Here is a 21,818-nt window from a genome sequence, read left to right as displayed (position 1 = left end):
TTCGGAATATGATTAACAAAATTCAGCAGCAGTGATAATAATCACCACATGATTGAAATTCTGGACAAACGGCTACGCGCCGAACAGTTCCGCCTGCGTCTCAACCGCGCGCTCAGCGACAGCGGCCTCAGCCAGAGCGCGCTGGCCCGCGCCATCGGCGTCGACCGCTCCACCATCTCGCAACTGCTGACCGACGCCGGCGCGCGGCTGCCGAACGCCCATGTGGTCGGCGCCTGCGCTGCGGCCCTCGGCGTCTCTGCCGACTGGCTCCTCAGCCTGTCGGACCGCCCGGAGAACGCCGCCGATCTGGTGGCCGCCAGCCTGACGATGACCGCGGCCCCCCGCGCTCTGGTGGATGAACGTATCTTTGAATGGCACCAGGAGGCACAGGGCTACAAGATCCGCCATGTGCCCGCCGCCCTGCCCGACATGCTGAAAACCCGCGCCCTGCTGGAATGGGAATATGCCCCGCATCTAGGCCGCACCGCCGATCAGGCCATCGGCGCGTCGGAGGATCGTCTGACATGGATGCGCCAATCAGCCTCCGATTATGAAATCGCCATGCCCATCTATGAGCTGGAGAGCTTTGCTCAGGGCGTCGGCTACTATGAGGGGCTGTCGGCAGAGATCCGGCGGGAGCAGCTTGCCCACTTTGAACGCCTCTGTGAGCAACTCTACCCCCGCCTGCGCATCTATCTCTTTGATGCCAAGCGGCTTTATTCCTCACCGATCACCATCTTCGGCCCGCTCCTAGGGGTGTTCTATGCCGGCTCGCATTATCTGGCCTTCCGCGACAAGGAGCGGATTGCCACCTTCACCAGCCATTTCGACAATCTGGTGCGCGAGGCGGATATCACCGCCCGGCAGCTGCCGGGACGGCTCAGAGCGCTCAGCGCCGCGATCGGCAGCGGTTCCACCTAACACCGAGGGCTGCGCCTGCCTTGCAGCCGGGCAGAACATTTCACCGTTGGGCAAGCGTTTCCGCCCGCCACTCCACCGTCACAGCTTCGGGTCCGGATTCTCCGTGTGGCCATCAACCGCAATCACCTGCCCCGATACCAGCCGCGCCGCGTCCGACCCCAGAAAAACCGCCATATTGGCAATGTCGCTGGCCTCGACAAACCGTCCCATCGAGGTGCCGGAGGCATAGCCCGCATAGACCTCATCCCGGGTCATGCCCTTGGCCGCCGCCTCGCGCTCCAGCACGCCCTCCATCCGCGGGCCTTCCACCGCCCCGGGGCAGATCACATTGGCGCGGATGCCAAAGGGGCCAAGCTCCATCGCCAGCGTCTTCATCAGGCCGATGACCGCCCATTTGGCCGAACAATAAGGCGCCCGGTTCGGATAACCGTACTGCCCGGCAGTTGAGGATGTCACGATGATCGACCCGGCCTTTGCCGCCTTCATCAAAGGTGCTGCGTATTTGGCGGCCAGAAAGCAGCCCTCCAGATTGACGCTCACGCATTTGCGCCAGTCCTCCAGCGCAATGTCTTCGATCAATGCGGTCGGCCCGGCGATCCCTGCATTGGCACAGAGCACATCGAGCCCGCCCCAGGCGTCAGCGATTTCGGCAAACAGCGCCTTGACGCCCGCCTCATCGGTGGCATCCACTGCCGTCGCCCTCCAGCCCTCCGGCACGTCTGCCAGTGCGACGGCGCTCACATCCGTGACCCAGACCTGATGCCCGGCGGCGGCAAAGCCCTCGGCCATGGCGCGGCCAATTCCTGACCCGCCGGCGGTGATCAGAACCCGGCTCATCCCTTCAGAACTCACCGTGGCGCGCCGATGGCGCGGCCCAGCCCGTCCGGCGCGGGCAATGCGGAATGCGCCTCGGCCAGCTTCACCAGATTGGCCTCGATATGCGGCGCAGGCGGAGCAGAGCGGCGGGTCGCAAGATCCACATGCAGCAGCATATGCTCGCCCGTCGCCAGCAGACGCTCGCCCGAATACATCTCATGCCACAGGTGCATCTTCTTGCCAGCGCCCATGATCACCCGCGTCCGCACCTGGATCGGATCGCCTGCATGGACCTCGTCAATGTGGCGGATATGGGTCTCGGCGGTGAAGTAGCTGCCGCCACTGGCGATATACTCCGCATCGCAGCCGATTATCATCATCAGCCGGTCGGTGGATTGCGCAAAGGCATCCAGATAGCGGCTCTCGGTCATATGACCGTTGTAATCGGTCCAGTCCAGCGGCACCACGCGGCTCTGGGTCAAAACCGGCTGGCTCAGGTCTTTCAGGTCTTCGATCCGGCGCACCAGCCCGGCCTCGCCTTCGCGGTTCAGGTCATGACTGTTCTGCAGCGCGCCCGCACCCCAGTTGTTTGCGCCCAGCGCCCGCATCATGCCGACCAGGTTGTCATCCCGGTGCCGCTCCAGCTCGCGGATCGAATACTGGCCGGACTGCGCGTCCGACTGGCCCGCGATCAGGTCTACCAGCTCATCGGTGAACTCCGGCACATCCATCAGCTTGGTCCAGGGCCAGCTGAGGCAGGGGCCGAACTGCGCCATGAAATGCTTCATGCCCGCCTCGCCGCCCGCAACCCGGTAGGTCTCAAAGAGGCCCATCTGCGCCCAGCGGATGCCAAAGCCGTAGCGGATCGCGTTGTCGATCTCCTCGGTGGTGGCGATACCGTCCTTCACCAGCCACAGCGCCTCGCGCCAGACTGCCTCCAGAAAGCGATCCGCCACATGGGCGTCGATCTCTTTCTTCAGGTGCAGCGGGTACATGCCGATCTCGGTGATGATCGCCTTGGCCCGGTCGACAACACCCGCCGGGTTGGCCCCGGTGGTGACCAGCTCCGCCAGCGGCAGCAGGTAGACCGGGTTGAACGGATGCGCGACCACGATCTGACCGGGGTTCTCGCGCCCGTCCTGCAATTGCGACGGCTTGAAGCCGGAGGTGGAAGAGCCGATCACCGCATCCGGCGCACAATGCGCCTGCAGCTCGGCATAAACCTTCTGCTTCAGGTCCAGCCGCTCCGGCACGCTCTCCTGGATCCATGCCGCGCCGTCCACAGCCTCCGCAATGGTATCATGGAAGGTCAGGCTGCCCTCCGCAGGCAGCGCCACATTGCCCAGGCCCGGCAGCGAGCGGCGGGCGTTGGCCAGCACCTCGCCGATCTTGCGCTCCGCTTCCGGGTCCGGGTCGAACACCCGCACGTTCCAGCCGTTCAGAAGAAACCGCGCGGCCCAGCCGCCGCCAATAACCCCGCCGCCGATGATTGCTGCTGTTTTCATGTCAGAATACTCATCCAAGTCCAGGTCCATAGCGTGGCAATACCGACAAGAAATCCCACGCCTCCTACTTTTCCCGCTGTACTGATTCGCTTGCCGATCAAACCGATCACTGCGCCCGCCAACACCAATGCACCTGCGTTGAAACCGCTTCCCACGAGAAACGCAATTTGCCCATTCTGTTGCCAGCCCTCATGAAGAAATGCCGGAGCGGCCAACGCTGCAGCCATCATGGCGACCGCGGCCGCAAAGTACCTCCATCCGCCATCGCTTGCCTGAAGAAAGGCAGAAAGACCAACAATCCCTGCAAACGGAAGCGCCATTACCAAAACCATGCTGAAATCCCCTTTTTGGTTATGATTCGCATCATTGGGTTTTCGCTGCCAAGTTCAAGCAGGGCCAATTGGCCGGTGCACAGGGGGGCACAGAGGGTGCACGCATGTCACCCCCCGGTTTTGAATGCTTACTTCGCCACCGGTGCGCGTTTCACCAGACCCAGCTGCTCCCGCACGTCCTGCGGCCCCATCACACGGGCCCCCATGTTCTCGATGATGGTGCCTGCACGTTCAACAAGCTGCCAGTTCTCCGCCAGCTGCCCCTTGCCGAGCCACAGGTTGTCCTCAAGACCCACCCGCACATTGCCGCCCGCCAACACGGAGGCCGCCACATAGGCCATCTGATCGCGCCCCAGCGAGAACGCCGACCAGTCCCAGTCACCCGGCACATTGTTCACCATCGCCATGAAGGTGTTGAGGTCATTGGGCGCGCCCCAGGGGACCCCCATGCACAGCTGGACCAGCGCCGGGCTGTTCAGCGCGCCTTCCTTCACCAGCTCCTTGGCGAACCACAGATGACCGGTGTCGAAGGCTTCGATCTCCGGCTTCACCCCCAGATCGGTCATCATCTGGCCCATGGCGCGCAACATGCCCGGCGTGTTGGTCATCACGTAATCGGCCTCGGCGAAGTTCATCGTGCCGCAATCCAGCGTGCAGATCTCCGGCAGGCACTCCGCCACATGCGCCATCCGGGCGGTGGCGCCGATCATATCGGTGCCAGCCTCGCTCAGCGGCAGCGGGTTTTCGGTGTCGCCAAACACCATGTCACCGCCCATGCCCGCTGTCAGGTTCAGCACCACATCGACATCCGCATCGCGGATCCGCTCGGTCACCTCGCGGTACAGATCCAGCCGTCGGCTGGGGGCACCGGTCTCGGGATCACGCACGTGGCAATGCACGATCGCCGCCCCGGCCTTGGCCGCCGCAATCGCGCTATCGGCAATCGCCTGGGGCGATCTGGGCACATGCGGGCTGCGATCCTGGGTGCTGCCAGAGCCGGTCACGGCGCAGGTGATAAAGACGTTTTTGGCCATATTCAGAGGCATTTTGGTTTTCCCCTCGATGTACAGGGTTGTGCCCGAGTTATCCCCAAGCCTGCCCCCAGATTCCTGTTTGTGTTGCTTTCAACAGTGCCGCAGCCTTGGTGCATCCACTAGTCAACATGCGAATCGAACTTGATGAAATCCGCAAAAAACATCCTCCAGCCCGAGAATCAGCCGCTAAAAACCGCTGTTTTGGTGCTTGATGAGAGCAATACGCTGTCCTTCGCCGCTGCCGTCGATCCGATGCGCGCGGCCAATCGGCTGGCAGGTCGCGGCGCATTCGACTGGGACTATGTCACCGCCACCAGCGAGCCTGCGATGCTGACCAGCGGCCTCTCGGTGCCCGGCATCCCGCTGGCCCGGCTGCAAAGCTGCGAATTGCTGATCGTGATCGCCGGCTTCCAGCTCGCGCGCCATGCGACCCCCAGCCTGCTCGCCGGTCTGCGCCGTCTGGCGGCAGGTGGCGCGACCATCGCGGGCATCGACGGCGGCCCCTGGCTGATGGCCGAGGCTGGTCTGCTGGACGGCCACCCCGCGACGACACATTGGGAAGATCTGGACAATTTCGCCAGCCGCTTTCCCGGCGTGCAAAGCCGCAACGACCGCTTCACCCTCTCCGAGGGGCGGATGACCTCCGGCGGGGCGACCCCGGCGATCGAGATGATGCTGCATATCATCGGCAGCCGTCATGGTGCGGGCTTTGCCTCACGCGTGGCCGGCCTGTTCCTCTACGATGGCCCCGGCTCGACCGAACGGCCACAAAGCCGCCTTGGCAGCTCCAGACATTCCTCGCTCACGGCAAGGGCCAACGCCCTGATGGAGGCCGCGCTGGACGATCCCAAACCGCTCAGCGAGATTGCCGAGGAACTGGGAACCAGCACCCGCAGCCTGCAACAGCAGTTCCGCCTGCGGCTGAATACGACGCCGCAGGACCATTATCTGCAACTGCGTCTGGCCGAGGCACGCCGATTGGTGACCGACACCGATCTGCCGATCATGGAGGTCGCGCTGGCCACCGGCTTCAACTCGCAGTCGAGCTTTGCCCGCGCCTTCCGCACCGCCCATGGCATCACCGCGCGCGAACTGCGCCAGACCAGCCTCGCAACCGCCGCAACGCCACGTCTGGCGGCAAGCAAACCGCTGTTCAGCCAAGCCCCCCTGTCGCAGGGCCAGACCTCGCTGCGCCAGAGCGGACCGCTGCCACGGCACTCAACCGGTTCTTACTGACTGAGCCTTTTGCAGATCAGAACGGACGCCGCGGCGGGCGTGCCCGTTCTGCCAGCAGCACCGCCAGATCAATAGGGCATCGGATGGGCGCGATGGGCCGCGTCGATCTCGTCCATCACCTCCAGCGACAGCGTCAGATCATCGCCCGCCAGCGCGTGCTCCAGCTGCGCCAGCGTGGTGGCACCCAGAATGGCCGACGCCATGAACGGCCGGGTATGGCACCAGGCCAGCGCCATATGCACCGGGTCCAGACCATGGCGCGCGGCAATCTCCAGATAGGCAGCTACCGCCGGATAGACCCGCGGCGTATCACGCCCGCCCAGTTCCGGGTTCAGCGTCTTGCGGGAGGCCTCAGGCACCGCACCATCCTGATATTTCCCCGTGAGCAAGCCCGTTGCCAGCGGTGAAAATGCCAGCAGCCCGACGTCCTCATAGGCGCTCAGCTCCGCCAGATCGGTATCGTATAGACGGCACAGCAGCGAGTATTCATTCTGGATCGAGGCCACCCGTGGCCCGCCCGTCTCCTCCGCCAGCCGCAGCCAGTGCGCCGTGCCCCAGGCGCTTTCGTTGGACAGACCAAAGGCGCGGATATTGCCCTTGTCCACCTGCGCTTTCAGCGCCTCCAGGCAGCCGGCCATATTGTCCAGCACCTCGGCCCGGTCATCGCCACCCGGATCATATTGCCAGTTCTTGCGGAACATATAGCTGCCCCGATTGGGCCAGTGAAACTGATAGAGGTCGATGTAATCCGTCTGCAGCCGCCGCAGCGATCCCTCGACGGTGGCCGGAATGGTCTCTGCGGTGATCGCAGCGCCATCGCGCACCGCCTGCAACCCCTCGCCGGAATGTTTGGTCGCCAGGATGTAATCCCCGCGCCGCCCGCTGCGGGCATTCCAATTGCCGATGATCGCCTCGCTGTCCCCGATCGTCTCGGCGCTGATCGGATTCACCGGGTACATCTCGGCGGTATCCAGAAAATTCACCCCCGCCGCCAGCGCCAGGTCGATCTGCGCATGGGCGTCAGACTCATCCGTCTGGGTGCCAAAGGTCATGGTGCCAAGACAGATACGCGACACCTCCATACCGGTGCGGCCAAGCGGGTTCTTTTTCATTTCGCGCAGATCCTTCGTGTTGCAACTCGCAACAGACCCTAGCCCACCCGCGGCCCAGTGCAACCAGATCGCCTCCGTCGTGCATCAGGGCGTTAACCTTTCATGCACAATCCAGACGTGAAACACGATGGATATGATATGATTAAAATTGTCGCAAATCTAGAAAAGGAGAGTGACAACATGACGTTCTCTATGTCCAAAAGCTACAAAGACCTGATCGCAGAAGCTGAAGCCATCGTGGTGTCGATTTCCCCGGCAGAGGCGGCAGATCTGCATGGCCGTGACGACAGCCTGTTTGTCGACCTGCGGGTAATCCGCGAAGTTGAACGCACCGGCGTCATCCCCGGCGCCCTGTCCTGCCCGCGCGGCCTGATGGAGTTCTGGATTGATCCTTCCAGCCCCTACCACAAACCGGTCTTTGCCGAGGATCGGGCCTTCATCTTCTATTGTGACAACGGATGGCGGTCGGCCCTGGCTGCCAGCACCGCGCTGGAAATGGGATTGCAGCGGGTGGTCTTTTTGAAAGGCGGCTTTGATGCCTGGATCGCCGACGGGGGCGATGCCATCCCTTACAAGTGGTAAATACCGGCTGATACCGGACAAGCGGTGCTTGTCACCCCGCGCAAAACCCGGCAGCCTGTGCCTCTGACAGCCAGAGGGAGCACAGCATGCCGCAAACCATCACAAAAGGCGTCAAGGCGCTCCTTGACGAGGCCAACGCCGTCGTGGACACCATGTCCGTGGAGACCGCAAAAGAGGCCATCCATGATGACGCCTATGCCTTCATCGACCTGCGCGATATCCGCGAATTGCAGGCCAGCGGCATGATTCCAGGCGCCTTTTCCTGCCCGCGCGGGATGCTGGAATTCTGGATCGACCCGGACAGCCCCTACCACAAACCGGTGTTCAATCAGGACAAGACCTATGTCTTCTACTGTGCCAGCGCCTGGCGCTCCGCGCTGGCCGCCAAGGCGGCGATGGAGATGGGGCTCGGACCGGTGATGCACCTTGAGGGCGGTTTTACCGCATGGAGCAAGGCCGGCGGCGAAATCGCCCAGCGCGACGACTGACCCGCACCCCACCTGCGCCGGAACGACCTGCACCGGAATAACCCGCGCCTGACAGGCCTGCGCGGCAAATCTGCCGCGCCGCTGCACAATACGACATTCCTGACCGGCAAATGTCGGAAACACCCGTGCAATCCCGCGGCGCAGCGGTCATGACTGGCCATTATGCGGATGATGATTTCCTTTGCGGCGCTGTTTCTTTCGGTGATCCTGTTGCAACTGTCGACCGGCGGCGTTGGCCCGCTGGACGCGATCTCTGGCCTGACGCTTGGCTTTGACAAGGAGCAGATCGGCTTTCTCGGCTCGGCGCATTTCCTTGGCTTTTTTGTCGGCTGCTGGTGGGTGCCGCGCCTGATGGGCAATGTCGGCCACAGCCGCGCCTTTGCCGTCTGTACCGCGCTCGGCGCCATGGGGCTGATCGGCCACACCCTGACCGAGGATCCAATGGCCTGGGCCGTGATGCGCATGGCCTCCGGCCTCTGCGTTGCGGGCTGCTACACGGTGATCGAAGCCTGGCTGAACGCCAAGGTCACCAATGAAAGCCGTGGCCGCGCCATGGGCACCTACCGGATCGCGGATCTCTCCGCCTCGCTCGCGGCACAGCTGCTGATCGCGGTGCTGCCGCCAGCCTCCTACGTGTCCTACAACCTGCTGGCCATCCTCTGCTGTGCCGCGCTGCTGCCGCTCACCATGACCAAGGCGAGCCAGCCGGAGATCCCCGACGCCCCGCGCCTGCGCCCGAAACTGGCCTGGGCCTGCTCGCCACTCGCCGTCGCGGGGGTGATCGTCGCCGCGCTCAGTTCAGCCTCCTTCCGTATGGTGGGGCCGATCTACGGTCAGGAGGTCGGTCTGGAGGTCGGCCAGATCGCCTTCTTCCTCGCCACCTTTGTTCTGGGCGGCGCGCTGGCGCAATATCCGCTCGGCTGGCTGGCCGACAAATACGACCGCCGCTGGGTTCTGATCTGGCTGTCGGTGGTGGCGATCCTGTCCTGTGGCGTCACCATGGCGGCCAGCGGCATGGGCACATTGGCGGTGATGGCCTCTGCCGCCTTCTTCGGTTTTACCACCATGCCGATCTTCTCGGTCTCGGCCGCACACGCTAACGACTTTGCCACCTCGCAGCAGCGCGTCGAACTCTCCGCTGCGCTGATGTTCTTCTACGCCCTTGGTGCCATCGCCTCGCCGCTGATCACCTCGGCGCTGATCGAAAACTACGGTCCCGGCGCGTTGTTTGCCTTTGTCGCCGTGGGTCACCTTGGGCTGATCGTCTTTGGCCTGCTGCGGATGCGCGCCCGCCCCGCCCCCGAGGATCGCACACGTTATGTCTATGCGCCGCGCACCTCCTTCACCATAGGCCGCCTGCTGAAACGCTCCCGCGAGCGCCGCTAGCCCGCCGCGACCCGATACGGGAAAATGGCGGCAAAGCGCACCACGGGGTTTTCGGCGGCAGCGCCATGCGCTAGACGGGCCAGCAGAGCTTTAGTTGGATGGATGATATGGCGCGCTTTCTCATTACCTCGGCGATCCCCTATATCAACGGGATCAAGCATCTGGGCAATCTGGTCGGCAGTCAGCTGCCCGCAGATCTCTATGCCCGCTACCAGCGGGCGCGCGGCCATGAGGTGATGTTCCTCTGCGCCACCGACGAACACGGCACCCCCGCCGAACTGGCCGCCGCCAAGGCAGGCAAGCCGGTGGCGGAATACTGTGCCGAAATGCACGAGGTCCAGGCCGGTATTGCCAAGGGGTTTGGCCTCAGCTTTGACCACTTCGGCCGTTCCTCCAGCGCGCAGAACCATGCGCTGACCCAGCATTTCGCAGGCAAGCTGGCCGAACAGGGTCTGATCCGAGAAGTGACCGAAAAACAGGTCTATTCCCACGCCGACGGCCGCTTCCTGCCCGACCGCTATATCGAAGGCACCTGCCCCAACTGCGGCCATGAGAAGGCGCGCGGCGACCAATGCGAGGAATGCACCAAGCAGCTGGACCCGACCGATCTGATCGACCCGCGCTCCGCGATCTCCGGCTCCACCGATCTGGAAGTGCGCGAGACCAAGCACCTGTACCTCTGCCAGTCGCAGCTGAAGGACCAGCTGGATGCCTGGATCGACTCCAAGAAGGACTGGCCGGTCCTCACCACCTCGATTGCCAAGAAATGGCTGCATGACGGCGACGGCCTTCAGGACCGCGGCATTACCCGCGATCTCGACTGGGGTGTCCCGGTCAAGAAAGGCGATGAAGATTGGCCCGGCATGGAGGGCAAGGTGTTCTACGTCTGGTTCGATGCCCCCATCGAATACATCGCCTGCGCCAAGGAATGGGCCGACGCCAACGGCAAGACCGACGCCGATTGGGAACGCTGGTGGCGCACCGACAAGGGCGCTGAGGATGTGAAATACGTCCAGTTCATGGGCAAGGACAACGTCCCCTTCCACACCCTCTCCTTCCCGGCCACCATCCTTGGCTCGGGTGAGCCGTGGAAGATGGTCGACCACCTCAAATCCTTCAACTACCTGAACTATGACGGCGGCCAGTTCTCCACCTCGCAGGGGCGCGGTGTGTTCATGGATCAGGCGCTGGACATCCTGCCCGCCGATTACTGGCGCTGGTGGCTGCTGAGCCATGCGCCGGAAAGCAGTGATTCCGAATTCACCTGGGAGAATTTCCAGCAATCGGTGAACAAGGATCTGGCCGACGTGCTGGGCAACTTTGTCAGCCGCATCACAAAATTCTGCCGCTCCAAATACGGCGAGGCGGTCCCCGCAGGCAATGACTACGGCGAGGCCGAACAGGCGCTGATTGACGAAATCAGCACCCGCGTCACCGCCTATGAGGGCCATATGGCCGCCATGGATGTGCGCAAATCCGCGCAGGAGCTGCGGGCGATTTGGGTCGCAGGCAATGAATACCTGCAATCCGTAGCCCCCTGGTCCGTCTTCAAAACCGACCCCGATCAGGCCGCCGCTCAGGTGCGTCTGGGGCTGAACCTTATCCGGCTCTATGCGGTGCTGTCCGCCCCCTTCATCCCCGACGCGACCGAGCGTCTGCTGGCCGCCCTTCAGACCGAGGATCGCAGCTGGCCCGACGATGTGGCCGCCGCCCTCAGCGCGCTGCCCGCAGGTCATGCCTTCACCGTGCCGGAGGTGCTCTTTGCCAAGATCACCGACGAACAGCGCGAAGGCTGGCAGGAGCGCTTCTCCGGCACCCGCGACTGATCTCAGGGCCGCGCCCCGTGACAAAGACCAAGGCCGCTCCACCGGGAGCGGCCTTTTTCGTCAGATGCGGGCCATTCCGCCCAGCACCGCCACCACCCACACCTGCGCGCTGACAAAATATCAAGGCGCGCAAAAAACCTTAATCTGACTAAAAAAGTCAGGTTGACGATTCCGATTAAATCAGTCAGGTTTAGCGCAGTTCAGCCAACCTGTGATTGTGCAGCCAGCCCGACTGATAGCAATTCAACCGAGATCGTCCAGTGTCGTTTCTTCTGCAATTCTTTTCCCTGCGCCACCGCCCCGCCGAAGGTCGGAGCATACCGCACAGCCTGAACGCCTACGGGCTGCCGCGCGGCGATCAGGGGTTTTGCCTGGAGTGGTATCTGGATCGGTCGGAAAACAGAAACGGGTGACCCTGATGAACCAGATGAATTTTGACCACGCCACCACCACGACAACTGCGGCCACCGAAGTCTTCCCAACCTACCACGCCGAGGAACTGGCCCGTGGCGGGAACCAGGCCCGCATTCTGCTCAACGGCCAGATCTACAGCCTGCGGATCACCCGCGCCGGAAAGCTGATCCTGACAAAATGATTTCCAATACTGCAACAGCCGCATCTGCGGTCTCACGGGGCGGGGCCACTGTTGGTCTGCTGACCGACTTGCCCGCCCTGGAAGCCATGGTCGTGCGCCATCTGCGCCACTGGTTCAGCGGGGCCGAAACCCGCATCGCCCTGCGCCACCAGCTGCAAGACCTGCTTGGCCCGGTTCTTGGCCGTCAGACCTATGAGAATTTTGGCCGCCTCTGCAACTTCTGCGTGACCGAAGGCCGCCGCCCGCTGGTGCGCCACGGGATGACCTGCACCTGCCTTGGCGCTGACGAAAACTGCTTTGCCAATCTGGTCGCCGCTGCCGCGCGTGGCGAATATGAGGATGCCAATCTCTTTGCCGCGCTGATCGTGCAGCCCCGACAGGCGCAGCGCGCCACCGTTCTCGCTGCCAAGATCGGCCTGGTACTCGACCAGCTCGCGGATCGGCAGGCCCGCCCCTCCGCGCATCCGGCACCGCTCACCCCGCTGTCGGCAACTCTTCACTGACGGTCCGGCGCCGACCGGCACCCGTCGCTTAACCCGTTCCACTTTACCCGCTTCGACGACCACCTAAGGACCAACCAGATGACATCGCATTTCCTCGCAGGCACCGCTGTTGCAGCGCTCGCCACAGTTGCGGCTCCCGCTTTTGCGGCCGACAAGGCTGAGGTGCTGACCACCTACGCAAATATTGCCCAGGCCAAATACCAGGACAGCCTTGAAACCGCCAAAACCCTGCAAACAGCCGTGGACAGCCTGATCGCTGAACCCTCCGCCGAGGCGCTGGAAGCCGCCCGCAAAGCCTGGCTCGCCGCCCGCGTGCCGTATCAGCAGTCCGAGGTGTTCCGCTTTGGCAATGCCATCGTTGACGACTGGGAAGGCAAGGTGAACGCCTGGCCGCTGGATGAAGGCCTGATTGATTATGTCGATGCCAGCTATGGCGGTCCGACCGATGAAAACACCCTCGCCGCGCTGAACATCATCGCCAATCCGAGCTTTGAGCTGTCCGGCACCACCATCGACGCCAGCACCATCACCCCCGAACTGCTGGAAACCACCCTGCATGAGGCCGACGGCGTCGAGGCCAATGTCGCCACCGGCTATCACGCGATCGAATTCCTGCTCTGGGGGCAGGACTTGAACGGCACCGACCATGGCGCAGGCACCCGCGCCTGGACCGATTTCGCCGCAGGCGAGGACTGCACCAACGGCAACTGCGACCGCCGGGGCGACTACCTGAAGGCGGCGACCGATCTGCTGATCTCCGATCTGGAGTGGATGGCCGCACAGTGGAGCACCGAAGGCGAGGCCAGAACCACGCTTCTGTCGGACGAAAACGCAGGCATCACCGCCATGCTGACCGGCATGGGCTCACTCTCCTACGGCGAGACCGCAGGCGAACGTATGCGCCTTGGCCTGATGCTGAACGACCCCGAGGAAGAGCATGACTGCTTCTCCGACAATACCCACAACAGCCACTACTACGACGGTCTGGGCGTGCAGAATGTCTATCTCGGCGAATATATCCGCGCCGATGGCAGCCTGGTCTCCGGCGCCTCGCTCTCCGATCTGGTGCAGGATATTGACCCGGAGCTGGACGCTGAAATGCGCGGCAAGCTTGCGACCACCATGCGTGCGCTGGGTCAGATCAAAACCGCAGCCGAGGCTGGTTTCTCCTACGACCAGATGCTGGAACAGGGCAATGAGGCCGGCGAGGCGCTGATCATGGGCGGCGTCAACGGTCTGGTCGATCAGACCCGCTCCATCGAACGGGTGGTCACCGCGCTGGACCTCGACGGCGTCGCCATCGAAGGCTCCGACTCGCTCGACAACCCATCGGCGGTTTTCCAGTAACCCCGAAAACACTGCGCCAGCAGCACTGATCAGGCAGGGGCCGCGCATCGCGTGGCCCCTCTATCCGGGGGTCGGCCCGCCAGTCCGCTGCCCCCCGGACCCGCCCCGGCCCACCGGGGCACTTTAGTGCCCCGGCAAGAGTTGATGCCAGCTGCGGTTCCCCCTATCCATGGAAAGGAGGCACAGCGCCCGCCCAAGAAAAGTTGTCCTGCCCGTATGCGAGTTGTCCCGCCGCCCTGCCGTCCGCGCCTGCCCTCCCTCGTGGTGGGGCTCAGCCTGATCGCACTGGCCGCGCCGCTTGCGCCCGCCTCGGCAAATCCGCAGGCCACCCCGCTGTCAAAGACCCTCACCGGGGATGTTGCCAATACCACGGCGCGCCAATCCTCCCCCTTTGACATTCTGACTGACGCGCATCTCGCCACCCTTCCCCGCACCGCCCAGGAACAGACCCGCATCCGCGCCGTCACCCGCCCGGCAGATCAGTTCGACCGGACCGAACCCTATGAGGCGCTGCCCGCAGGGGCCGCCACCGTCCGCGCCCGCACCGATGACGAGGCGTTTTCGCAGCACAGCGCCAATCTCAGCTTCGAGGAAGAGCTGGAATTCAAGCTCGGCAACGGGCTGTTCAAAAAAATCTGGGTCTTCTCCCCCGCCTCCACCCTTGCCTCCGACGGGCTGGGCCCGCTCTACAATTCCCGCGCCTGCCAGCGCTGCCACCTGAAGGACGGGCGCGGCCATGTGCCGGATAGGCCGGACTATGCCTCGACCACGATGTTCCTGCGCGTCTCTGTTCCCGGCCCGGTGCCAGAGCAGATGCAAACCATCGCCGACTATATCGGCACCGCGCCAGAGCCGACCTATGGCGGCCAGATGCAGGATTTCTCCGCCCCCGGCATCGCCCCGGAATACCGCCTCGGCGTCACCTACACCGAAGACACCATCGCGCTTGCAGGCGGCGAGATCGCCACCCTGCAACGCCCCGAGTACAGCGCCAATACCCTCGGCTATGGCCCGCTGCACCCCGATGCCATGCTCTCCCCCCGCGTCGCCCCCAGCATGATCGGCCTTGGCCTGCTGGAGGCGATCCCGGCCGCCGACATTCTGGCGGGCGCCGACGAGGATGACAGCAACGGCGACGGCATCTCCGGGCGCGCCAATCTGGTCTGGTCGGTAGAGCACAACCGGATCATGCTCGGCCGCTTTGGCTACAAGGCCGGGCAGCCCACGGTGCATGAACAATCCGCCGCCGCCTTCTCCGGCGATATCGGCATCTCCACGCCGCTGTTTCCTGCCCATGCAGGCGATTGCACCACCGCGCAGACCAGCTGCCGCAGCGCGCCCCATGGCGGCGCGGACATCCGCGAGACCGAGATCGACCAGCCCAATATGGATCTGGTCACCTTCTACAGCCGCAACCTCGGCGTGCCAGCGCGCCGCACCCCGGACGACCCCGCCGTGCTGCGCGGCAAGGCGCAGTTCTACGGCGCAGGCTGCACCAGCTGTCATACCCCGAAATTCGTCACCAACCGGCTGGAGGCGCAACCCGCGCAGAGCTTCCAGCTGATCTGGCCCTATAGCGACCTCTTGCTGCATGACATGGGCGACGGCCTTGCCGACAACCGCCCCGAAGCCCGCGCCACCGGGCGCGAATGGCGCACCGCGCCGCTCTGGGGGCTGGGGCTGGTGCAGCAGGTCAATCCCCGCGCAGGTTTCCTGCATGATGGTCGCGCCCGCACCCTGCTGGAGGCAATCCTCTGGCATGGCGGCGAAGCCCAATCCGCCCGAGACACCGTGGTGGGCCTTGCGCCCGAAGACCGCGCCGATCTGATCCGCTTTCTGGAGTCGCTCTGATGCCCGCATCCCCCAACGCCATCCCCGCGCCATCGCGCCGCTGCCGCGCGCTCCTCACCGGTCTCGCTCTGGCCGCAACCCTTGGCGCAACCCTCCCCGCGCCGCCGCTGCTAGCCCAGACCTCCCCGCCGCTTCAGATCACCGCGCCGGAGCTGCCGCCCGCGTCGCTCAGCCGCGCGCTTCAGGTGGACTGGATCCTGACCCACCACATCCTCCCCGGCTTTGACGAGCTGGCCGCCCGCAGCACCACCCTGGCCGAGGGCGGCGCCCGCCACTGCACCCCGGATGATCCGGCCCTGCGCGATGCCTTTGGCCGTGCCTTTGATGCCTGGATCAAAGTCAGCCATCTGCGCTTTGGTCCCACCGAAACCGACAATCGTGCCTTTGCCCTCGCCTTCTGGCCCGACAGCCGCAACAAGATCCCCGGCACCCTGCGCCGCGCCGTCACCGAAACCCCGCGCGAAGAGCTGACCACCCCCGAGATCTTTGCCAGCCAATCGGTGGCCCTGCGCGGGTTCTATGCGCTGGAATATCTGCTGTTCGATGCGGACATGCAGACCGAAGGCAGCGCCGCACAACGCTGCGCGTTGGTGGCCGCCATCACCAGCGATATCGCCCGCACCAGTGCCGCGATCCGCAACGACTGGCACAACAGCTATGCCGCAACGCTGGTGACCGCCGGGCCGGGCTATCGCTACCGGTCCCAGGCGGAAATCCGGCAGGAGCTGTTCAAAACCCTCACCACCGGGTTTCAGGTGCTCTCCGACATGCGGCTGGGCCGTCCGCTGGGCCAGTTCGACGCCCCCCGCCCCAACCGCGCCGAGGCCCGCCGCTCCGCCCGCAGCCAGCGCCATATCGCGCTGAACCTCGCCGCGATGGAACCGCTTGCCCTAGCCCTTGCGGCGGGCGACCCCGCGCTGATGCAGGATATCGACGCAGGCTTTGCCAAGGCGCTGAAACGCGCCTCCGCGCTGGACGATCCGTCCCTCGCCGGGGTTGCCGATCCCGCCCGCCGCTTTCGCATCGAAGCCCTACAGCAGGATATCAACGACCTGCGCGACCTGATCTCCACCCGGCTGGGCGCGGCCCTTGGCGTCACTGCCGGGTTCAACTCGCTCGACGGGGACTGATCCATGGCAGGCCCCTCCCGTCGCGGCTTTCTCGCCGGTCTACTCGCCGCAGGCATGGCCCCGCAGGCCAGCTGGGCCGACCTTGGCCACCCGGCCTATCTCGCCGCCGGTAAAACCCCCGATGGCAGCTTCCTCCTCGCCGGTCTGGACCGCGGCGGCGCCATCCTGTTCCGCCACGCCCTGCCCGCCCGTGGCCATGCCGCAGCCGCACACCCGAGCCGCCCCGAAGCCGTCGCCTTTGCCCGCCGCCCCGGCCAGTTCGCGGATGTGATCGACTGCCGCAACGGCGCGGCGCTGGCGCGGCTGACGCCACCGACCGGGCATCATTTCTACGGCCACGGCGTCTTCTCACCGGACGGCGCCTATCTGTTCACCACCGAAAACGCCTATGAAAGTGGCGATGGTCGCATCGGGATCTGGGACGCCAGCGCGGGCTACCGCCGCATTGGCGATCATGCCTCCGGCGGGATCGGACCGCATGATATCCGCCTGCGCACCAGCCCTGACGGCCAGCACAATCTGGTGGTGGCCAACGGCGGCATCCAGACCCACCCCGACAGCGGCCGCGCAAAGCTGAACCTCGCCACCATGCAGCCCACCCTCAGCTACCTCAGCCTTGATGGCACCCTGGACGATCAGCTGATCCTGAACGCCGACATGCGCCTGAACTCGATCCGCCACCTTGCCATCAGCGCCTCCGGCACCGTCGGCTTTGCGATGCAGTGGCAGGGCGATGCGGGCGCCGATCTGCCAATCATCGGCCTGCACAATCCCGGCTCCGCCCCCCGCCTGATGGCCGAGGATGACCCCCGCCTGCGCAATCTTGATGGCTATGGCGGCTCCCTCGCCTTTTCCCGCGATGGAACACAGATCGCCGTCACCTCGCCACGCGGCGGCGTGGTGCAGATCGCCGACTGCGTCAGCGGCGCGCTGCGGCATGAGGTCCGGCTGGCCGACGTCTGCGGACTCACTGGCGCGGGCGCGGGCTTTATCGTGACCACCGGCGCCGGTGAGGTCAGCACGATCCGCAACGGCACGCTGACCCATCTGGGCCGGGCCGATCTCGCCTGGGACAATCATCTGGTTCCAATCCCCTGACGCGCCCTAGCAGAAAGCAAAACGAAAGCAAAACGAAAATAACTCGTGACTTTTCGCAATCGGAGGCCTAGATAAGCCTGCGAGAGGACGGGCTATGGACGCAACCGAAAGACAAACGGCAATTCTGGACCTGCTGACCCGGCAGGACCGGGTCGAGGTCGAGGACCTCGCCCAGCGCTTTGGCGTCTCATTACAAACCATCCGCACCGACCTGCGCGATCTGGCCGCCCGTGGCGCACTCTCCCGCGTACACGGCGGCGCGGTGCGCAGCAGCAGTGGCGCCAGCCGCGACTACGCCGAACGGCGCAAGCTGAACGCCCGCGGCAAACGCGCCATGGCGGCCCTTGCCGCTGATCTGATCCCTGACAACTGCGCCATCACCCTCAATATCGGCACCTCCACCGAACAGGTCGCGCGCGCGCTCTCCGGCCATCGCGGCCTCACGGTGCTCTCCAACAATATCAACATTATCAATATGATGATGGAGGATGAGAGCAAGGAACTGATACTTGTCGGCGGTGCCATCCGGCAAAGCGATGGCGCCATCGTGGGCGAGGACGCGCTGGAATTTATCGCCCGCTACAAGGTCGATATCGCCGTTATCGGCGCTTCGGCCATGGACGCCGACGGTGCCATTCTCGACCATGATGCACGCGAAGTCTCGGTTGCCCGCGCCATCCTGAAGAACGCCCGCAAACGGGTGCTGGTCTGCGACGGCAGCAAGTTCGAGCGCACCGCCCCGGTCCGCATCTGCGATGTTGCCGATCTTGACGTGGTGATCACCGACCGCCCCGTCCCCCCTGAATTTTCCCGCGCAGCCGAGGCTGCGGACACGCAAATCCTCTGGGTTGGCGAAAACGAAAGTAGCGAAAATGCCTGATACTCACGCGCAAGACCAGATCACCGATCTTTTCATCATCGGCGGCGGCATCAACGGCTGCGGCATCGCCCGCGACGCCGCAGGGCGCGGCCTGTCGGTGGCGCTGGCCGAAATGAACGACCTCGCCTCCGCCACCTCCTCGGCCTCCACCAAACTGTTCCACGGCGGCCTGCGCTACCTTGAATACTTCGAATTCCGTCTGGTCCGCGAGGCGCTGATCGAACGCGAGGTGCTGCTGAAGGCAATGCCGCATATCTCCTGGCCGATGCGCTTTGTCCTGCCGTTCCACAAGGACATGCGCTTTGACAACACCACACCGACGTCGAAACTGCTCACCACCTTTCTGCCGTGGATGAAGGGCCGCCGCCCCGCCTGGCTGATCCGCCTTGGCCTGTTCATGTACGACAGCCTCGGCAAACGCGGCATCCTACCCGGCACCTCCAAACTGGATCTCGCCAGCGACCCCGCAGGCCGCCCGCTGGACCCGAAGTTCAAGACCGCCTTTGAATATTCCGACTGCTGGATTGAAGACGCCCGTCTTGTGGTGCTGAATGCCCGCGACGCCGAGGCCCGCGGCGCCGAGATCATGACCCGCACCAAGGTCACCGGCGCCCGGCGTCGCGATGACCACTGGGTGATCCAGCTTCAGGATATCGCCACCGGCGAGACCTTCGAACGGCGCGCAAAGATGCTGGTCAATGCCGGTGGCCCATGGGTTGCCGATGTGCTGCGCCAGAAACTGGGCCAGAACAGCCGCGAAAGCGTACGGCTGGTGCGCGGCAGCCATATCGTGGTCCCGAAACTCTACGATCACGGGCGTTGCTATTTCTTTCAGGGCACCGATGGCCGCATCATATTCGCGATCCCCTACGAAGAGGACTACACGCTGATCGGCACCACCGATGCCGACCACCCGGATCCCGAAACCGCCCCGACCTGCACGCCCGAGGAACAGGATTACCTGATCAATTTCGCCTCGCAGTATTTCGCCAATCCGCTCAGCCGTGACGATATCGTCTGGACCTATTCCGGCGTGCGTCCGCTTTATGACGATGGTGCCAGCTCGGCCACCGCTGCCACGCGCGAATACGTGCTGACGCTGGACAACACTGCCGCGCCGCTGCTGAATGTCTTTGGCGGCAAGATCACCACCTACCGCAAACTGGCCGAGGCCGCGCTGGAGAAAATCGGCACCCAGTTTCCCGACCTCCCCCGCGACTGGACCGCAGGTGTCGCCCTGCCCGGCGGCGATTTCCCGGTCGGCGATGTGGCGAAACTCACCGCGAAACTGGCGCAGGACTATCCCTTCCTCAGCCCCTACGCGACCCGCCGCCTGATCCGCGCCTATGGCACCGAGGCCTGGGACGTATTGGGCGAGGCAACCTCAGCCGAGGATCTTGGCCAGGCTTTTGGCGCCACCATCACCGCGCGTGAACTCGACTGGACCATCGCCCGCGAATGGGTCCGCACCGGCGAGGATTACCTCCTGCGCCGCACCAAACTCGCCCTGCGCCTGACCGAGGAAGAGCGCGCCGCGGTTGACGCCTATATCCGTGCAAGGGCCGCCGATCTGACCGCCTGAGGTCCAGTTGCAGAGCGGGCGCGTCTCAGCTCGTTTCAGCCTGCGCGGCTTAACCCCGCGGCAACACCTCCCAGCCCTATGCGCCCGCAGCCTGCGCAACGCCTACAAAAAGTATCAGCCCCCCTGTCCGATTGTTTCGCACGCGAAACATTTGGTCAGAGGGGCTGACATTGTTGGCAGCAAGAGCGGCAATGCCCGGGGTGAGCAAGCGTTGCCATATTCCTTCGATCAAAAATCCGCAGCGGCCTTCGTCCGGCGCGGCCTGCCGGTGCTATGTCCCGGCACGACCCAAGGATCTCCCGCGCCTCATGCGGTCTGATCTGCGGGCGACGGATCGTTGGAGCACAGCTTGCTGATGTGCTGAAGCCGCTGCGAGATACGCTGCTGGAAGCGTCCCAGCTGGTCGATGATGTCAGACAGAGAATGCCCATCCTCGGGAAGCCGCGCGCTTTCGATTTTGCACAGCACCCGCGTCGAACTCAGCCCCAGCAGCTGGCGCTGCATGTTTTCGCAGATCTTGGTGATTCGCTCCGCCTCGCGGTTCACATCCGACAGCTGTGTGCGAGCATGTTCTTCCTGTACCATGGCTAGCGCCCGCAGCAGCGATTGCTCATGCGCCCGGCCCTCCTCACCCAGCACTGCATGATTTTCGCTTTGAAGCTGCTTGCTGCATTCACTGAAAATACGTACGACGCCTGCCACGAACAGGCTCTGGCTGACCTGCCCCTTGATCTTTGAAAAATTGCTGTCCTTGCCCATAACATGGGTGGCGAACCAGTTCGACATCTCCTGCGAGATGGACCCGTAGTTCTGTGACAGCACGGTCACCGGGCCGCCCGACGGTTCAATCCGCGACGCAAGGACCCGCAGGTTGTGGGGAATGGTGCGCATCGCCGCAAAATCGTCGATCAGACCACGGGTTTCTTCTGCAAGAACATCCGAGTTTGCGAGCATGGTCCGCAGGCGTTCAATCGCCAGATCAGGCGCATTTTCCATCCCCTGATCGCGGGCCGCCAGCTCATCTGCCAGCGCGTTGGCGGCAAACTGCTGGTAGTTCTCAAAACCCAGTTCACGACACCAGTCCAGCAGCCTGTCACGGCTTTCCTCAGGGCTGAGCCCGCCGTCCTGCTCGGCTTTCAGCAGATCCGCATAGCCTTGTGCGATCTTATCAAACAGTTTGCTGGTCGGTTTGATCCGCGCCGAAAGAAACCCCTCTTCGCAGGGGACAACAACTGCATAAACCCAGTAGTGCAGCCCATCGCGGGACTTGTTCTTTACATAGCCGCCAAAGAAATCGCCGGCCTGGATGGTCTCCCAGAACAGCTGGAACACCCCGCGCGGCATATCCTCGTGGCGGATGATCTTATGTGGCGCTCCGATCAGATCGCCCCACGGGTAGTCTGACACCCGCCGGAAAATCTCGTTTCCGATTTGAATAACCCCACGGCCATCCGTTCTGGAGTAGAATACTTCATTGAGCGCAAAGGGAGCCTCTCCCCTGAGCGGGCGCGCTTCGATCCGGCTGTCCATGAACGTCAAAGTGATTTCCCATCGCTACTTGTGTAGGTGACCTGCCTAAACCTTGTGCGTTACA

The 21,818-nt window shown here is 63.9% G+C and carries 20 protein-coding genes; 14 read left to right on the top strand and 6 right to left on the bottom strand.

Translation table 11 applies throughout. From position 1 onward, the window contains the following. Positions 1-48 precede the first annotated feature (48 nt). Positions 49-921: a helix-turn-helix domain-containing protein gene (locus VWY75_RS05210; protein ID WP_416539300.1), complete on the top strand. Its 873-nt coding sequence runs from the start codon at positions 49-51 to the stop codon at positions 919-921. 78 nt (positions 922-999) lie between these two features. Here the strand turns inward: VWY75_RS05210 and VWY75_RS05205 are convergent, their stop codons facing one another. The 4 genes from VWY75_RS05205 to VWY75_RS05190 form a co-directional block, all read right to left on the bottom strand. Beyond that, the gene (locus VWY75_RS05205; protein WP_340544918.1) at positions 1,000-1,758 is read right to left on the bottom strand and encodes an SDR family oxidoreductase; all 759 of its coding nucleotides are present in this window, start codon (positions 1,756-1,758) and stop codon (positions 1,000-1,002) included. A gap of 11 nt (positions 1,759-1,769) precedes the next feature. Then, positions 1,770-3,242, bottom strand: a complete 1,473-nt coding sequence (locus VWY75_RS05200) for a carnitine 3-dehydrogenase (protein ID WP_416539299.1) — start codon at positions 3,240-3,242, stop codon at positions 1,770-1,772. Then, complete coding sequence (locus VWY75_RS05195) at positions 3,239-3,574, bottom strand: hypothetical protein (RefSeq protein WP_416539298.1); 336 nt, start codon at positions 3,572-3,574, stop codon at positions 3,239-3,241. Before VWY75_RS05195 ends, VWY75_RS05200 begins: the two co-directional genes overlap by 4 nt. A gap of 128 nt (positions 3,575-3,702) precedes the next feature. Next, complete coding sequence (locus VWY75_RS05190) at positions 3,703-4,620, bottom strand: 3-keto-5-aminohexanoate cleavage protein (protein WP_416539297.1); 918 nt, start codon at positions 4,618-4,620, stop codon at positions 3,703-3,705. Positions 4,621-4,752: 132 nt separating this feature from the next. Between VWY75_RS05190 and VWY75_RS05185 the strand changes: the two genes are divergently transcribed. Next, positions 4,753-5,844 carry a GlxA family transcriptional regulator gene (locus VWY75_RS05185; RefSeq protein ID WP_260114364.1) on the top strand — a complete coding sequence of 364 codons (1,092 nt, stop codon included), beginning with the start codon at positions 4,753-4,755 and terminating at the stop codon, positions 5,842-5,844. Positions 5,845-5,912: 68 nt separating this feature from the next. On the opposite strand, the gene VWY75_RS05180 is transcribed toward VWY75_RS05185, so the two are convergent. Then, positions 5,913-6,956 (bottom strand): aldo/keto reductase, encoded by a 1,044-nt coding sequence (locus VWY75_RS05180; RefSeq protein WP_416539296.1) that lies wholly within the window; start codon positions 6,954-6,956, stop codon positions 5,913-5,915. 180 nt (positions 6,957-7,136) lie between these two features. On the opposite strand from VWY75_RS05180, the gene VWY75_RS05175 reads away from it, so the two are divergent. From VWY75_RS05175 to glpD, 12 genes are all read left to right on the top strand, one after another. Further along, entirely contained in the window at positions 7,137-7,538 is a 402-nt protein-coding gene (locus tag VWY75_RS05175) for a rhodanese-like domain-containing protein (protein WP_340544911.1), read from the top strand. An 86-nt stretch (positions 7,539-7,624) separates the two neighbouring features. Next, the gene (locus VWY75_RS05170; RefSeq protein ID WP_416539295.1) at positions 7,625-8,026 is read left to right on the top strand and encodes a rhodanese-like domain-containing protein; all 402 of its coding nucleotides are present in this window, start codon (positions 7,625-7,627) and stop codon (positions 8,024-8,026) included. Positions 8,027-8,188: 162 nt separating this feature from the next. Then, on the top strand, positions 8,189-9,412 hold the full coding sequence (locus tag VWY75_RS05165; protein ID WP_340544909.1) for an MFS transporter: 1,224 nt from the start codon (positions 8,189-8,191) through the stop codon (positions 9,410-9,412). Positions 9,413-9,519: 107 nt separating this feature from the next. After that, entirely contained in the window at positions 9,520-11,238 is a 1,719-nt protein-coding gene (metG, locus tag VWY75_RS05160; protein ID WP_416539294.1) for a methionine--tRNA ligase, read from the top strand. A 427-nt stretch (positions 11,239-11,665) separates the two neighbouring features. Further along, entirely contained in the window at positions 11,666-11,833 is a 168-nt protein-coding gene (gene hemP / locus VWY75_RS05155; RefSeq protein ID WP_317961085.1) for a hemin uptake protein HemP, read from the top strand. Continuing rightward, complete coding sequence (locus VWY75_RS05150; RefSeq protein ID WP_416534777.1) at positions 11,830-12,336, top strand: hypothetical protein; 507 nt, start codon at positions 11,830-11,832, stop codon at positions 12,334-12,336. Before hemP ends, VWY75_RS05150 begins: the two co-directional genes overlap by 4 nt. A 78-nt stretch (positions 12,337-12,414) precedes the next feature. Further along, the gene (locus tag VWY75_RS05145; protein WP_416539293.1) at positions 12,415-13,683 is read left to right on the top strand and encodes an imelysin family protein; all 1,269 of its coding nucleotides are present in this window, start codon (positions 12,415-12,417) and stop codon (positions 13,681-13,683) included. Between the two features lie 216 nt (positions 13,684-13,899). Beyond that, positions 13,900-15,534, top strand: a complete 1,635-nt coding sequence (locus VWY75_RS05140) for a di-heme oxidoredictase family protein (protein WP_416539292.1) — start codon at positions 13,900-13,902, stop codon at positions 15,532-15,534. Then, positions 15,534-16,664 (top strand): imelysin family protein, encoded by a 1,131-nt coding sequence (locus VWY75_RS05135; RefSeq protein WP_416539291.1) that lies wholly within the window; start codon positions 15,534-15,536, stop codon positions 16,662-16,664. Before VWY75_RS05140 ends, VWY75_RS05135 begins: the two co-directional genes overlap by 1 nt. Positions 16,665-16,667: 3 nt before the next feature. Next, the gene (locus VWY75_RS05130) at positions 16,668-17,762 is read left to right on the top strand and encodes a DUF1513 domain-containing protein (RefSeq protein WP_416539290.1); all 1,095 of its coding nucleotides are present in this window, start codon (positions 16,668-16,670) and stop codon (positions 17,760-17,762) included. A 94-nt stretch (positions 17,763-17,856) separates the two neighbouring features. Then, positions 17,857-18,642, top strand: coding sequence for a DeoR/GlpR family DNA-binding transcription regulator (locus VWY75_RS05125; protein WP_416534773.1), 786 nt, complete (start codon positions 17,857-17,859; stop codon positions 18,640-18,642). Continuing rightward, on the top strand, positions 18,635-20,224 hold the full coding sequence (gene glpD, locus VWY75_RS05120) for a glycerol-3-phosphate dehydrogenase (RefSeq protein ID WP_416539289.1): 1,590 nt from the start codon (positions 18,635-18,637) through the stop codon (positions 20,222-20,224). Before VWY75_RS05125 ends, glpD begins: the two co-directional genes overlap by 8 nt. 306 nt (positions 20,225-20,530) lie before the next feature. Here the strand turns inward: glpD and VWY75_RS05115 are convergent, their stop codons facing one another. Beyond that, positions 20,531-21,763, bottom strand: coding sequence for a PAS domain-containing protein (locus VWY75_RS05115; protein ID WP_416539288.1), 1,233 nt, complete (start codon positions 21,761-21,763; stop codon positions 20,531-20,533). Positions 21,764-21,818: the final 55 nt, after the last annotated feature.

The sequence above is a fragment of the Phaeobacter sp. JH20_08 genome, from assembly GCF_048056635.1.
Classification (GTDB): domain Bacteria; phylum Pseudomonadota; class Alphaproteobacteria; order Rhodobacterales; family Rhodobacteraceae; genus Phaeobacter; species Phaeobacter bryozoorum.
The sequence above is the reverse complement of the archived record's forward strand: the minus strand, read 5'-3'. Positions and strand labels throughout refer to the sequence as shown.

Coding starts and splice junctions, on each gene's coding strand:
- VWY75_RS05210 (WP_416539300.1), top strand. CDS start 49: ATGATTGAAATTCTGGACAAACGGCTACGCGCCGAACAGTTCCGCCTG.
- VWY75_RS05205 (WP_340544918.1), bottom strand. CDS start 1,758: ATGAGCCGGGTTCTGATCACCGCCGGCGGGTCAGGAATTGGCCGCGCC.
- VWY75_RS05200 (WP_416539299.1), bottom strand. CDS start 3,242: ATGAAAACAGCAGCAATCATCGGCGGCGGGGTTATTGGCGGCGGCTGG.
- VWY75_RS05195 (WP_416539298.1), bottom strand. CDS start 3,574: ATGGTTTTGGTAATGGCGCTTCCGTTTGCAGGGATTGTTGGTCTTTCT.
- VWY75_RS05190 (WP_416539297.1), bottom strand. CDS start 4,620: ATGCCTCTGAATATGGCCAAAAACGTCTTTATCACCTGCGCCGTGACC.
- VWY75_RS05185 (WP_260114364.1), top strand. CDS start 4,753: ATGAAATCCGCAAAAAACATCCTCCAGCCCGAGAATCAGCCGCTAAAA.
- VWY75_RS05180 (WP_416539296.1), bottom strand. CDS start 6,956: ATGAAAAAGAACCCGCTTGGCCGCACCGGTATGGAGGTGTCGCGTATC.
- VWY75_RS05175 (WP_340544911.1), top strand. CDS start 7,137: ATGACGTTCTCTATGTCCAAAAGCTACAAAGACCTGATCGCAGAAGCT.
- VWY75_RS05170 (WP_416539295.1), top strand. CDS start 7,625: ATGCCGCAAACCATCACAAAAGGCGTCAAGGCGCTCCTTGACGAGGCC.
- VWY75_RS05165 (WP_340544909.1), top strand. CDS start 8,189: ATGCGGATGATGATTTCCTTTGCGGCGCTGTTTCTTTCGGTGATCCTG.
- metG (WP_416539294.1), top strand. CDS start 9,520: ATGGCGCGCTTTCTCATTACCTCGGCGATCCCCTATATCAACGGGATC.
- hemP (WP_317961085.1), top strand. CDS start 11,666: ATGAATTTTGACCACGCCACCACCACGACAACTGCGGCCACCGAAGTC.
- VWY75_RS05150 (WP_416534777.1), top strand. CDS start 11,830: ATGATTTCCAATACTGCAACAGCCGCATCTGCGGTCTCACGGGGCGGG.
- VWY75_RS05145 (WP_416539293.1), top strand. CDS start 12,415: ATGACATCGCATTTCCTCGCAGGCACCGCTGTTGCAGCGCTCGCCACA.
- VWY75_RS05140 (WP_416539292.1), top strand. CDS start 13,900: ATGCGAGTTGTCCCGCCGCCCTGCCGTCCGCGCCTGCCCTCCCTCGTG.
- VWY75_RS05135 (WP_416539291.1), top strand. CDS start 15,534: ATGCCCGCATCCCCCAACGCCATCCCCGCGCCATCGCGCCGCTGCCGC.
- VWY75_RS05130 (WP_416539290.1), top strand. CDS start 16,668: ATGGCAGGCCCCTCCCGTCGCGGCTTTCTCGCCGGTCTACTCGCCGCA.
- VWY75_RS05125 (WP_416534773.1), top strand. CDS start 17,857: ATGGACGCAACCGAAAGACAAACGGCAATTCTGGACCTGCTGACCCGG.
- glpD (WP_416539289.1), top strand. CDS start 18,635: ATGCCTGATACTCACGCGCAAGACCAGATCACCGATCTTTTCATCATC.